Annotated in this window: 9 protein-coding genes; 4 read left to right on the forward strand and 5 right to left on the reverse strand. The window is 71.6% G+C overall.

Annotated elements, in window-relative coordinates; all coding sequences use genetic code 11:
- Nucleotides 1-70 precede the first annotated feature (70 nt).
- Together ppdK and HDG68_RS01455 are read right to left on the reverse strand one after the other, a co-directional pair.
- A complete protein-coding gene (ppdK, locus tag HDG68_RS01450) occupies nt 71-2,776 on the reverse strand; it encodes a pyruvate, phosphate dikinase (protein ID WP_172148589.1) in 2,706 nt (901 codons plus the stop codon).
- Nucleotides 2,773-3,693, reverse strand: coding sequence for a pyruvate, water dikinase regulatory protein (locus HDG68_RS01455; RefSeq protein WP_172148591.1), 921 nt, complete (start codon nt 3,691-3,693; stop codon nt 2,773-2,775). The genes ppdK and HDG68_RS01455 overlap by 4 nt, the downstream gene beginning before the upstream one ends.
- Nucleotides 3,694-3,764: 71 nt before the next feature.
- Here HDG68_RS01455 and HDG68_RS01460 point away from each other — a divergent pair, with 71 nt between their 5' ends.
- A complete protein-coding gene (locus HDG68_RS01460) occupies nt 3,765-4,181 on the forward strand; it encodes a PPOX class F420-dependent oxidoreductase (protein WP_172148593.1) in 417 nt (138 codons plus the stop codon).
- Nucleotides 4,182-4,249: 68 nt separating this feature from the next.
- Nucleotides 4,250-5,458 (forward strand): L-2-hydroxyglutarate oxidase, encoded by a 1,209-nt coding sequence (gene lhgO, locus HDG68_RS01465; RefSeq protein WP_343037362.1) that lies wholly within the window; start codon nt 4,250-4,252, stop codon nt 5,456-5,458.
- A gap of 17 nt (nt 5,459-5,475) precedes the next feature.
- On the opposite strand, the gene mfd is transcribed toward lhgO, so the two are convergent.
- Nucleotides 5,476-9,099, reverse strand: coding sequence for a transcription-repair coupling factor (gene mfd / locus HDG68_RS01470; RefSeq protein WP_172148597.1), 3,624 nt, complete (start codon nt 9,097-9,099; stop codon nt 5,476-5,478).
- A 170-nt stretch (nt 9,100-9,269) separates the two neighbouring features.
- On the opposite strand from mfd, the gene HDG68_RS01475 reads away from it, so the two are divergent.
- A complete protein-coding gene (locus tag HDG68_RS01475) occupies nt 9,270-9,893 on the forward strand; it encodes a phosphatase PAP2 family protein (RefSeq protein ID WP_172148598.1) in 624 nt (207 codons plus the stop codon).
- A gap of 27 nt (nt 9,894-9,920) precedes the next feature.
- Here HDG68_RS01475 and HDG68_RS01480 read toward each other — a convergent pair whose 3' ends face one another.
- Entirely contained in the window at nt 9,921-11,219 is a 1,299-nt protein-coding gene (locus HDG68_RS01480) for an apiosidase-like domain-containing protein (RefSeq protein ID WP_172148599.1), read from the reverse strand.
- A gap of 95 nt (nt 11,220-11,314) precedes the next feature.
- Nucleotides 11,315-12,094 carry a hypothetical protein gene (locus HDG68_RS01485; protein ID WP_172148600.1) on the reverse strand — a complete coding sequence of 260 codons (780 nt, stop codon included), beginning with the start codon at nt 12,092-12,094 and terminating at the stop codon, nt 11,315-11,317.
- 52 nt (nt 12,095-12,146) lie between these two features.
- Between HDG68_RS01485 and HDG68_RS01490 the strand changes: the two genes are divergently transcribed.
- Complete coding sequence (locus HDG68_RS01490) at nt 12,147-12,404, forward strand: hypothetical protein (protein ID WP_172148601.1); 258 nt, start codon at nt 12,147-12,149, stop codon at nt 12,402-12,404.
- The last annotated feature ends 153 nt before the right edge of the window (nt 12,405-12,557 follow it).

The following is a 12,557-nucleotide window of genomic DNA, read 5'->3' on the forward strand; positions in this document are numbered from 1 at the left end:
TTCCCGCGAGGTAGGGCACGATTCCGTGCCCTACCTCGCGGGAAGATTGCCTACCTCGGCGAGAGGTGCCCTACCTCGCGGGGCGGTCGAGCGTGACCTGGGCGGCCGCGAGGCGGGCGATCGGCACCCGGTACGGCGAGCAGGACACGTAGTCCAGGCCGATCTCGTCGAACAGGGCGATGGACGCCGGGTCTCCCCCGTGCTCGCCGCACACGCCGGTCTTGAGGTCCGGCGTCGTGCCGCGTCCCTTGCGCACGCCCAGGCGGACCAGCTCGCCCACGCCGTCGACGTCGATGCTCGCGAACGGGTTGGCGGGCAGGATCCCGCCGTCGACGTAGGCGTTGAGGAACGAGCCCTCGGCGTCGTCGCGCGAGATGCCGACCGTCGTCTGCGTCAGGTCGTTGGTGCCGAACGAGAAGAAGTCGGCGTGCTCGGCGATCGCGTCGGCGACGAGGACCGCCCGCGGCAGCTCGATCATCGTCCCCACCGTGTGCGGCACGTCGGCACCGGCCGTCTCCTCGGCCCACGTCTCGGTGACGACGGCACGCATGCGGCGCAGCTCCTCGTCGAAACCGACCAGCGGCACCATGATCTCCACGCGCGGGTCACCGCCCTGCTCGCGCACCGCGGCCGCGGCCCGCGCGATCGCCCGCACCTGCATCCGCGCGATCTCCGGGTACAGCAGCGCGAGCCGCACCCCGCGGGTCCCCAGCATCGGGTTCATCTCGCTGAGCCGCTTGACATGCCCGAGCACCGTGCGGGCGTCGTCGAGCTCGCGGCCCGTCACCCCCGAGTCCTCCAACCGCTGGACCAGCACGGACTGCTCGACGAGGTCGGGCAGGAACTCGTGCAGCGGCGGGTCGATGAGCCGGATCGTGACCGGGAGCCCGCTCATCGCCGTGAAGAGCTCGGTGAAGTCCGCCTGCTGCATCGGCAGGAGGCGCTCCAGGGCCTCGGCGCGTTCCTCCGGTTTCTCGGCGAGGATCATCGCCTGCACCGCCGGGAGCCGTTCGGCGTCCATGAACATGTGCTCGGTGCGGCACAGCCCGATCCCCTCGGCACCGAGCTCGCGGGCCTTGGCGGCGTCGGCCCCGGTGTCCGCGTTGGCCCGCACGCCGAGGCGCCGCACGTCGTCCGCCCAGGACAGCACCTCGGTGAAGTCGTCGGTGATCTGCGGCGGCACCAGCTCCAGCGCCCCGGCGAAGACCTCACCGGTGGTGCCGTCGATGGTGATCGTGTCACCCTCGGTGAGCACCGTGTCCCCCACGGCGACGGTGCGGGCCTCGACATCGATGTGCAGGTCCCCGGCGCCGGCGACGCACGGCTTGCCCATCCCGCGCGCGACGACGGCGGCGTGCGAGGTCATGCCCCCGTGCGACGTCAGGACCCCCTGCGCGGCGATGACGCCGTGGATGTCGTCGGGGGTGGTCTCCCAACGCACCAGGACCACCGGCTCGCCGGCACCGCCGCGCTCGGCCGCGGTGTCGGCGTCGAACACCACCGTCCCCACACCCGCACCGGGCGAGGCGTTGAGACCGCGCGTCAGCGGCTCCCGACCGTGCTCCGGGTCCAGCCCGGGGTGCAGCAGCTGGTCGAGCTGGGCGGGCTCGATGCGCCGCAGCGCCGTCTCCCGGTCGATGACCCCCTCGGCCACCAGGTCGCGGGCCACCTTGAGCGCGGCCGCCGCCGTGCGCTTCCCGGTGCGGGTCTGCAGCAGGTAGAGCTTGCCGTCGTCGACCGTGAACTCGATGTCCTGCATGTCGCCGTAGTGCTGCTCCAGACGGTTCATCGTGTCGAGCAGCTCGCCGTAGGCGTCCGGGAGCACCCGTTCCATCTGCGCCAGGGGCAGCGGCGTGCGGATGCCGGCGACGACGTCCTCCCCCTGGGCGTTGACGAGGAACTCGCCGTAGAGCTCCTTCGCGCCCGTGGACGGGTTGCGCGTGAAGCACACCCCGGTGGCTGAGGTGTCGCCCCGATTGCCGAACACCATCTGCATGACGTTGACGGCGGTGCCCAGGTCGTCGGGGATGTCGTGGGCCTTGCGGTAGACCCCGGCCCGCGGGGTGTCCCAGGAGGCGAAGACGGCGTGCACCGCCCGGCGCAGCTGCTCACGCGGGTCGGTCGGCAGTTCCTCACCGGTGTGCCGCAGCGCGACGGTCCGGAACGTCTCGACGAGCTCCTGCAGGTCCTCGACCGTCAGGTCGGTGTCCTGCTCGACGCCGCGGCGCCCCTTGAGCGCGGCGATCTCGTCGGAGAAGGCGTGCGCCGGCACCCCCTCGACGACCTCGCCGTACATCTGCAGGAACCGCCGGTAGCAGTCCCAGGCGAACCGCGGGCTGCCGGACTCGGTGGCCAGCGCGACGACGGACTCGTCCGAGATCCCCAGGTTGAGGATCGTGTCCATCATCCCGGGCATGGAGATCACCGCACCCGAGCGCACCGACACCAGCAGCGGGCGCTCCGCGGCCCCCAGGCGCCGGCCGGTGCGCTCCTCCAACGCGTCGAGCCGGGCGAGGATCTCCTCCCAGAGCCCGTCCGGCCAGGTGCCGCCCGCCTCCATCGCCGCCACGCACGCCGCGGTCGTGACCGTGAACCCGTCGGGCACCGGCACCCCGATGCGGCTCATCTCCGCCACGCCGGCGCCCTTGCCGCCCAGCAACGGCTTCATCGCGGCGCTGCCCTCCGCGAGGTCGTACACGAGCCGACGTTCCCCGGGGCTCCCGGGCGCTGCGCCGTCGGACTGGTCGGTGCGGGCCTGCTCGGACTGGTCGCTCATGGCTTCCTCGCCTCCGTCTCGGCTCCGGGCGAGGTGGGTGTGCTGCGCCCGTCGACGTGCTCGGACAGGACTGTATTGGCCCGGCGCCGCGCTGTCACCAGGTCGATGATGCGACCCGCCGCCTCCTCCAGCGCGAGAGACGTCGTGTCCAGCACGGGACAGCCCAGACGCCGCTGCGTGGCGGCGATGTCGTCGAGCTCCTCGAGGATGCGGGCGAGGTCCGCGTAGCCACCCAGGCGACCGCCGTCCTGCCGCCCGGCACCCATGAGGTCCACCCGCCGTCGTCGGATCGTCAGCAAGCGCTCCGGATCGATCGTCAGGCCGACGATCTTCCAGCGGTCGATCGACCCGAGCACCGACGGCGGCGCCACCCCCGCGACCAGGGGGATGTTCGCCGTGCGGTACCCGAGATAGCCCAGGTACATCGACAGCGGCGTCTTGCCGGTGCGTGAGGCCCCCACCAGGACGATCTGCGCCTCCGCGAGACCCTCCGGCGTCGCGTTGCCGTCGTCGTTCGCGATGGCGAACTCCATGGCGTGGATGCGTTCGAAGTAGTCGGCCGCGAGTCCCACGGGTTGCACCAGGCGCGTCGGGGTGGCGCCGGTCCGTTCCGCCACGGCGTCCAGCGCCGGCGTCAGCAGGTCCGCGCACGGGATGCCGAGCTCCGCGCACCGGTCCAGCACCTGCTGGTGCAACGTCTCGTCGACGACCGTGCAGTAGACCACCGCCGGCGCCGGATCCGCGCGGAGCTGCTCGACGACGTCGTCCAGGCCCTCCTGGCTGTGCAGGCGAGGATGGCGCACCACAGCGACGTCCAGGCCCGGGTACTGCGACTGCACGGCACGGGCCACGCGGGCACCCGTGTCACCCGTGGAGTCCGCGACGACATGGATGACGACCTGCTCCGTCGGGGTCATGGGGCCAGGGTAGAACCGTCCGCTCAACGACGGCGGCGATGAGTCGCGCCGCCGGGGCCGGTCCACCCGGGATGAGCGCAACGAACTCCGACGGCCCCGCCCACGTCCCCGAGCTCGCCCGGACCCTCGTCGCCGGCACCCACGTCGCCCACCTCGCCACGCTGCTGCCCGACGGCTCCCCGCACGTCGTGCCCCTCTGGGTCGCCTGGGAGGACGACCGCCTCGCCTTCCTCACCGGCCCCGGGTCCCGCAAGGCCCGCAACGTCGCGCGCGACCCGCGCGTCGCCGTGTCGGTGGCACACACCGAGCGCCCCTGGGAGATGGCGATGCTGCGGGGTCGCGTGGCCCGGACGGTCGACGGGGCGGCGGGCTGGACGATCGTCGACCGGATCGCCGACGCCTACACCGGCGCGCCGTACCCGCGCGGCGAGGAACGCATGGCGTTCCTGATCGACGTCGAGCACGCGACAGCGGCGGACTTCGGCTGAGCTGCGCGCCGGAGAAGATCACCCGCCACCGGGCCACACGGCCGCGCTGGATGCGGAACCATGAGCCCGTGCGGAGAATCGCCGTCGTCGGTGCAGGGATCATCGGGCTCGCCGTGGCCGCGCGGCTGGCGGCCCGCGGCGACGACGTCGTCGTCCTGGAGAAGGAACAGGGCATCGCCCGCCATCAGACGGGCCGCAACTCGGGAGTCATCCACTCCGGGCTCTACTACGCTCCTGGGTCGCTCAAGGCTCGGCTCGGTACGGCCGGTGCAGCCTCCATGACCCGGTTCGCCCAGGAGCGAGGCATCGACGTGCGCACCACCGGCAAGCTCGTCGTGGCGACCGACGCTTCCGAGCTCCCGGCGCTCGCCGAGCTCGAGCGACGCGGGACCGCCAACGGTGTGCCCCTGCGCCGCGTCGCAGCGACGGAGCTCAGCAGGATCGAACCCCACGTGCGGGGCGTCGGCGCGCTGCATGTGGCGTCCACGGGCATCGTCGACTACCCGGCCGTGTGCCGGGCGTTGGCCGACGACGTCGCGCAGCACGGCGGGGAGGTCCGGTGCGGCGTCCGGGTGGTCGGCGCCAGGCCGTCGTCAGGGGGCGGCATGGCGATCGATGTCGAGTCCGCGGGCACCGGCAACAACCGGGCCGAGGAGATCGTGGTCGACGCCCTGGTCGCGTGCGCGGGTCTGTACGCGGACCGGTTCGCCGAGACCTGCGGTCTCGCGCCCGACGTCCGGATCGTGCCATTCCGCGGGGAGTACTTCGACCTCGTCGGGGATGCCGCCCACGTCGTGACGAACCCGGTCTACCCGGTGCCGGATCCTCGGTTCCCCTTCCTGGGCGTCCATCTGACGCCCACGCTGCACGGCAGCGTGCACGCCGGCCCCAACGCCGTGCTCGCCCTCGCCCGCGAGGGGTACCGATGGCGGGACGTCGTCCCGGGTGACGTCTTCGACTCGCTCTCCTGGCCGGGACTGTGGGCGCTCGGGGCGCACCACGTCGTGCCGGGTGCCCGCGAGGTCGTCCGCTCGTTGTCCCGGCGCGCGTTCGTGCGCTCGTTGCAGCGCCTGGCACCGATGATCGAACGTCAGCACCTCGTCCCCGCGCCCTCGGGCGTGCGGGCCCAGGCGCTCGAGCGCGACGGGCGCCTCGTCGACGACTTCCGGATCCTGACCGGGCCCCGGCAGGTGCACGTGCTCAACGCTCCCTCACCCGCGGCGACGGCGAGCCTCGAGATCGCCCGGACCGTGGTCCAGCGTCTCGACGAGGCCTGACCGGGACGGCAGCTCGGCTACCGCGAGCCCGCCGCCGCGGCGGCCGCCACCTCCCCGAGGATCACCCCGTCGATGAGCTGACGCGCCCACTCCAGCAGCGCGGCTCCACGCAGCGGCTTGCCGCCGATGCGCGCGGTCGTCGGGAACGGCACGAGGACGGCGCGGATGCCAGGCTTGAGGATGGTGCCCGGATAGAGCCGCTTGAGCCGGAGCTGGGCCGACTCGGGCAGGTCCACCGGGGCGAACCGGATGTGCTTGCCCTGTGCGGTGATGTCCGTCAGGCCGGCCCGCCGGGCGTGGTTGCGGAACTCGGCGACCTCGAAGAGCGCCTCGGTGGGTTCCGGGAGCGTGCCGTACCGGTCGGTGAGCTCGGCGCGGATCTCCGCGAGCGCCGCCGAGTCGTGCGCGGCGGCGATCTTCTTGTAGGCCTCGAGGCGGAGGCGCTCGGTGGCGATGTACGACTCGGGCAGGTGTGCGTCGACGGGCAGCTCGATGGTGACCTCGGGCTGCTCCTCCTCGCGGTCGCCGCGGAACGCGGCCACGGCCTCGCCGACCATGCGGACGTAGAGGTCGAATCCGACGCCGGCGATGTGCCCGGACTGCTCGCCTCCGAGCAGGTTGCCGGCGCCGCGGATCTCGAGGTCCTTCATGGCGATCTGCATGCCGGCGCCGAGGTCGGTGTGTGCGGCCATGGTGGCGAGCCGGTCGTGGGCGGTGTCGGTCAGCGGCCGCTCGGGCGGGTAGAGGAAGTAGGCGTAGGCGCGTTCGCGTCCGCGGCCCACCCGGCCGCGCAGCTGGTGCAGCTGGGACAGCCCGAACGTGTCGGCACGCTCCAGGATGAGCGTGTTCGCGTTGGAGATGTCCAGGCCCGTCTCGACGATCGTGGTGCAGACCAGGACGTCGATCTCGCGTTCCCAGAAGGCGCGGATGATCTGGTCGAGCTGGGACTCGCTCATCTTGCCGTGCGCGACGCCGACGCGGGCCTCGGGGACGAGCTCGCGGAGGCGCGCGGCCTGCCGGTCGATGGACTCGACCTTGTTGTGGATGTAGAACACCTGGCCCTCGCGCAGGAGCTCGCGGCGCACGGCCGCCGAGATCTGCTTCTCCTCGTAGGCGCCGACGTAGGTGAGCACGGGGTGGCGCTCCTCCGGGGGCGTGGCGAGGGTGGACATCTCGCGGATGCCGGTGACGGCCATCTCCAGGGTGCGTGGGATCGGCGTGGCGGACATGGCCAGGACGTCGACGTTGGTGCGCAGCTGCTTGAGGGTCTCCTTGTGCTCGACGCCGAACCGCTGCTCCTCGTCGACGACCACCAGGCCGAGGCTCTTGAAGTGCACCGAGCCGGTGATGAGGCGGTGGGTGCCGATGACGACGTCGACCGAACCGTCCTTGAGCCCTTCGAGCGTCTCGGCGGACTCCTTGGTGCTCTGGAACCGGGACAGCGCGCGGACGTTGACGGGGAACCCGGCGTACCGCTCGGAGAACGTGTCGAAGTGCTGCTGGACGAGCAGGGTGGTCGGCACCAGCACGGCGACCTGCTTGCCGTCCTGGACCGCCTTGAACGCCGCCCGGATCGCGATCTCGGTCTTGCCGTAGCCGACGTCGCCGCAGATCAGCCGGTCCATGGGTACCGTCTTCTCCATGTCGGCCTTGACCTCGTCGATGGTGACGAGCTGGTCGGGCGTCTCGATGTAGGCGAACGCGTCCTCGAGCTCGCGCTGCCACGGCGTGTCCGGGCCGAACGCGTGCCCCTCGGTGGCCATGCGCGCCGAGTACAGGCGGATCAGCTCGCTCGCGATCTCCTTGACGTGCTTGCGGGCGCGAGACTTGGTGTTCTTCCAGTCGGCGCCGCCCATCTTGTTCAGGCTGGGCGCCTCGCCGCCGGTGTACTTGGTGACCTGGTCGAGCTGGTCCATCGGCACGAACAGCCGGTCTCCCGGGTGCCCGCGCTTGGAGGAGGCGTACTCGATGACCAGGTACTCGCGGGTCGCCCGGTTGCCGGCCGCCCCGAGGGTGCGCTGCACCATCTCGACGAACCGGCCCACACCGTGCTGCTCGTGCACGACGTAGTCCCCGGCCTGGAGCTGCAGCGGGTCGACGACGTTGCGCCGCCGCGAGGGCATCTTGCGCATGTCGCGGGTGGTCGACCCCTGGCGACCTGTCAGGTCGGCCTCGCTGAACACGGCGAGCCGCAGCTCGGGGACCACGAACCCCTTGCCCACGAGCGCCGGGACGACATGCACGACGCCGCCCTCGGGCCGGTCGGTCAGGTCTGTGGACAGGCGGGCCGCGGTGTCGGCCGCGCCGAGCTGCTCGACCATGCGCCGGGCCGGTCCGGGACCCTCCGTGGTGAGCACCAGGTGCCAGCCGGCCTTCTGCAGCCCCTGGACGTCGTCGAGCGCCCGCGCGACGTCCCCGCGGTAGGACTCGACGTCGCGTGCCGCGATCGTCACGGTGGTGCCGCCGTCGTCCCCCAGCACGACCGGGGCCGACGACGCGAGGTCCGTGCCGTCGTCGTCCCCGGTCTCCGCGCCCTCCAGGGAGAAGGCCGAGAGCGTCCACCAGCCGAGCCCGCGGCGGGCCGCCACCTCACGCGTCTCGGCGAACGTGGCGAACGACGCCGCCGACAGGTCGATCGGGGCGTCCGCCCCGGCCACCGCGCCCGTCCACGCGGCCGCGAGGAACTCCTCCGTGGTGGCGACCAGGTCGTGCGCTCGACGACGGACCCGCTCCGGCTCGTCGAGGACCAGCAGCGCGTCCTCGCGCACCAGCTCCAGGACCGGCACCATCCGGTCCACCAGCACCGGCGCGAGGGACTCCATGCCCTCCACCGCCACGCCCGCGGCGAGCTTGTCCAGCATGTCCGTGGCGCCCGGCAGCTGCTGGACCAGGTCCGCGGCGCGGGCACGCACCGACGCCGTCAGCAGGATCTCGCGGCACGGCGGGGCCCACAGGCCGTGCCCGGCGATCTCCAGCGAGCGCTGGTCGGCGACGGCGAACCAGCGGATCTCGCTGACCTCGTCGCCCCAGAACTCGATGCGCAGCGGGTGGTCCTCCGTCGGCGGGAAGACGTCCAGGATCCCGCCGCGCACCGCGAACTCGCCGCGACGCTCCACCATGTCCACCCGGGTGTACGCGGCGGCCACGAGGGCGTCGCCGACCGCGGTCAGGTCGGCCTCCTGGCCGGTGCGGAGCTCCACCGGGACCAGCTCGCCCAGACCCTCGACCACCGGCTGCAGCAGGGCACGCACCGGCATCACGAGGATGTTCACGGGACCGGCCTGGCCACGCCGCTCCGTGGGGTGCGCCAGACGCCGGAAGACCGCCAGACGCTTGGCCACCGTGTCCGCGCGGGGGCTGAGGCGCTCGTGCGGCAACGTCTCCCAGGCCGGCAGCACGGCCACGTCGTCGGCGCGGTCGTCCGGCAGGTAGGCGCGCAGGCTCGCGGCCAGCTCGTCGGCGTCGCGGCCCGTCGCGGTGACGACCACCAGGGGACGCTGCTCCGCGGCCGCAGCCAGCAGCGGGGGGCGGACGCCCTTCGGCCCGACCACGTCGACCTCTCCCCCGGCCCGGACCGCCTCGAGGGCGGCGGCCGCTCCGGGGTCGTCGAGGAGAGCGGGGACGATGCCGGTGAGGTTCATGGAAGTCCTTCGAGCGCGCGACGACGGGCCCACCTCGCCCCGGGACGGGGCGTGCGGGCTGACCGTCCTAGGTTACGCCGGGAAGCCGACACCCATCTCTGTCCACGAAGCACCTCCGGATCGGCAACTTCACCCTCGACCGTTGCCGATGCCCGGGCGACGATCGACGAATGAGTCGGAATAGCTCCGGATGGCGCGATCCGATCAGCGCCGTGCTCGCAGCTGCCGGAGCCGCTCTCGTCTACGGTCTGGCCGTCCACACGCCAGCGGGACGTTCGGTCGACGGCGCTGTACTCGGTCTGGTCGCAGGCTGGGCCGGAACTCCCGACACCAGTGCCGTCGCTGCGGCCTTGGGAGTGATCCGCGGCGCTCTCCCGTTCCTGCTCGCCGCAGCGGTGGGAGTTCTCGGCATGATCGGAGTCGCGCGGCGGCGGTGGCGCGGCGTCGTTGCCGCGGCGGTGGCGATACCGTGCGCCATCGCATCCAGCCTGGTGCTGCGCGACCTCCTCCTCAGTCGGCCTTCCGAGCTCGCCCACCCGGTCTACGCGCACAACACGTTTCCGAGCACGCATGTCACGGCAGTCGCGGCCCTCTGCCTGGCCGCGTGGTGGCTGCGGCCCACGTCCTGGAACGACACGGTCACCGCGTACTCGGCAGGGTTGATCGTCCTTCTCGCCGCGGTCGCCAGCGTGGCCACACATGCCCACCGGCCGAGTGACACCCTCGGGTCGGTATTCCTGGTCGCAGCGTGGGGGGCGATGACCGTCTACGCGTTGCGACTCCGGCCCGACTGAGCCGGCACGAGGAACGGGCTACGTCGATCAACCAGCGGCGACACGGTCCACGACGAGTAGCCAATCGGTGGCGTCGTCGGAATGCCGACCCTCAGGAGGTTCGAACCACCCCGAGTCGTCAGGGCGAACCCCCGACTCCGCCCCCGTGGTCGGGTCCCACCAAACCGCATGGACCTCGCTGTCGCCGAGATCCAGCCGCACCGGGCGGGCTGTCGGGAGGTACACCACGACCTGAGACCGGTCCGGCGTCGCGGCGCACGTCGCAAAGTCCGACTCGAGCATGTCGGCCGTACCGTCGAGCTGCGAACCGCTCCGGACGTCCTCCCCCGACCCGTCGACGAGCACCTCGCCAGCGAGGTCAGGGACCCACGCGGACCAGTCGAGCGTCTCGACACGGGCACGGATCAGACCCAGCTGCGCGACGGCGGTCGACCCCAAGGCATCGAGGAAATCGCCCCGCGACTGCCAGACGTCGCGCCGCCCGTAGGCGGCATAGGCGCCCCCACTCGTGTAGGTCCACAACACCTGCCGCCGGATCGTCTCGGAAGTGGTGTCCGGCCCAGCTGTGTTGTTCTCGTCCTCGAAGTTGGACTCGACGAGCGCCACCGGGCCCTCAGCGAGCTCGTACCCCTTGCGCACGACGGCGTAGGTGGGGGCATACGTGTAGGCGGCCTGGACCTCGACGCGTCCCCCCCAACGGGCGTTGTCGACGGAGAGCGAGCTGTTGTTGTGGTACTGGACGGTGGCGGGCTGATCGGCACCCGCGTCCCGCAGGCCATCGAGGCATTCCAAAAGGCTCGGGTCGAGGAGGTCCCACTCGGAGCTTGCGTAGTCGACGCCGAAGAGCCAGATGATCCCGGGCCGGCCGCCGTACCGGTCCCCCAGCATCCGGCCAAACTCACGGCTTTCGGCCGGGTCACCGATGCCGTAGGCAAGCAGCGGGCCCATCGCTCCCAGGAGAACGGAGAAGCCGCGTTTGCTCGCTTCGTCGAGAAGCGTGTCCAGCCGGGTCCAGTACCCTTCGTCCCACCGCGTGATGTCGCCGTCGACGAACGCTTGCTGCCCGTCGATGCAACCGTCGACACGGTTGCCTGAACCGTCGATATGAAACGGTAGTGCGGAGGTCTGGACCGCATTGAAACCCTGCGCCTGACGCTCGCTGAAGTACTTCCCGAGCTGCTCGGCCGTGTAGACACCGGACATGGTCCACACCGTGTCCGCAAGCACGAGCAACGGCGAGCCGTTCTCGTCGACCAGGCGCCGGCCGTCCGCAGAGACACCCGCCACCAGGGGCAGATCGCCGCCGGTCCAGCGCTCGAGCGCCACGTCAGGAACCTCTGGATCCGGAGTCGAACAGCACGCGATCAGCGTCGTGCCCGAGACCACTCCTGCCAGGGCCAGGAAACGGCGTCGACTGATGATCACAGGTCTGCGAGTTGTTGCGGGTCGCACGTGGTGAGCCGTACTCCGAAACCGAACGGGTACCCCTCGATGAGCGCGCCGTCCTCGTCTCCTCGGAGATCAACGGTGTAGGTGTCGCCCGGCGACAGCAGCGTCTCGCGCCAGTCGTTCGCACCCCGGCGCCACTCCACGACGAGCACCGTGCCCCACACGACCTCGACCTGACACCCGTCGATCCATGAGCCTGCGTATGGGTGCAGCTCCTGGCCGTTCACGTCGAACGCAGTGCGGGATGCGTCGCCAGGCCTGTCGTTACTCGAGTACGCAGTACCGGTGGGCCACGAGATCGCAGCACCCGCCCACGGAGAACCGTGGCACTCTTCGATATTGCACTGCCAGGACGACTCGACGGCCGTCACCACATCGCATACCGTGACGTCGGTGCAGGGCTCGGTGGGCTCGGGCTCGACCGGATCGGTCGGGTCCAAGGGCTCACCGGGAACCTCGGCGTCCATCGTCAGCTCGTACGAGAACGGGGCCGTGCCCTGGACGCTCACCACGGTCCCGCTCGCTGCCCCCGTGACGAGTCGTGTAGACCCCGGCACGAGCACCGCCCGCAGGTCGTGGGCCCCGTCCGGAGGGCCTACATAGATCGCCGCGGTGCCCTCGGTCAGAGTGATAGAGAGGCCTTCGGCGACCTCACCGTCGAGGTACACGCGCTTGGAGGCCGTGTAGCCGCTCTGGCCCGCGAACCCTGCCTCAAGCGACTCCGGCCAGACCAATCCCTGTCCGGAGAGCACAGGACCCCAGGGGCAACCCGCGAGCTGGCACTCTAGCGAGGCACTTGCCGACGTGCCCTCCCAGGTTGTCCCCACGCCCGGCTCCGGCGACGGGGAGGGCGTCGGAGAGGGCGAAGGCGTCGGGGAGGGCGTCGGAGAGGGCGAAAGCGTCGGAGAGGGCGAAGGCGTCGGGGAGGGCGTCGGGGGAACGCTCGGCGACGGCGACGGCGACGGCGACGCACCGTCTCGTCGAATCTCCCACGAGAACGTCGAACTGCCCTGTACCGCGAGCACCTCGTCCGAGGCGAGGCCGGAGACGACGATGCTCTGACCCGATCCGAGGGCATAGCTCCGGTGGTTCGCCGCATCCGGACGACCGGCCGTGAGCTGGGCCTGCCCGCTCAGCACCGTGATCCTCAGACCGTTCGCCTGCTGGGCAGGAAGGTACGCCGGAGCGCTCGCGGTGTAGCCGAGGCGGCCGACG

This window comes from Isoptericola chiayiensis (assembly GCF_013149805.1).
GTDB lineage: Bacteria > Actinomycetota > Actinomycetes > Actinomycetales > Cellulomonadaceae > Isoptericola > Isoptericola chiayiensis.

Coding starts and splice junctions, on each gene's coding strand:
- HDG68_RS01460 (WP_172148593.1), top strand. CDS start 3,765: ATGAGCGCAACGAACTCCGACGGCCCCGCCCACGTCCCCGAGCTCGCC.
- ppdK (WP_172148589.1), bottom strand. CDS start 2,776: ATGAGCGACCAGTCCGAGCAGGCCCGCACCGACCAGTCCGACGGCGCA.
- HDG68_RS01475 (WP_172148598.1), top strand. CDS start 9,270: ATGAGTCGGAATAGCTCCGGATGGCGCGATCCGATCAGCGCCGTGCTC.
- mfd (WP_172148597.1), bottom strand. CDS start 9,099: ATGAACCTCACCGGCATCGTCCCCGCTCTCCTCGACGACCCCGGAGCG.
- HDG68_RS01455 (WP_172148591.1), bottom strand. CDS start 3,693: ATGACCCCGACGGAGCAGGTCGTCATCCATGTCGTCGCGGACTCCACG.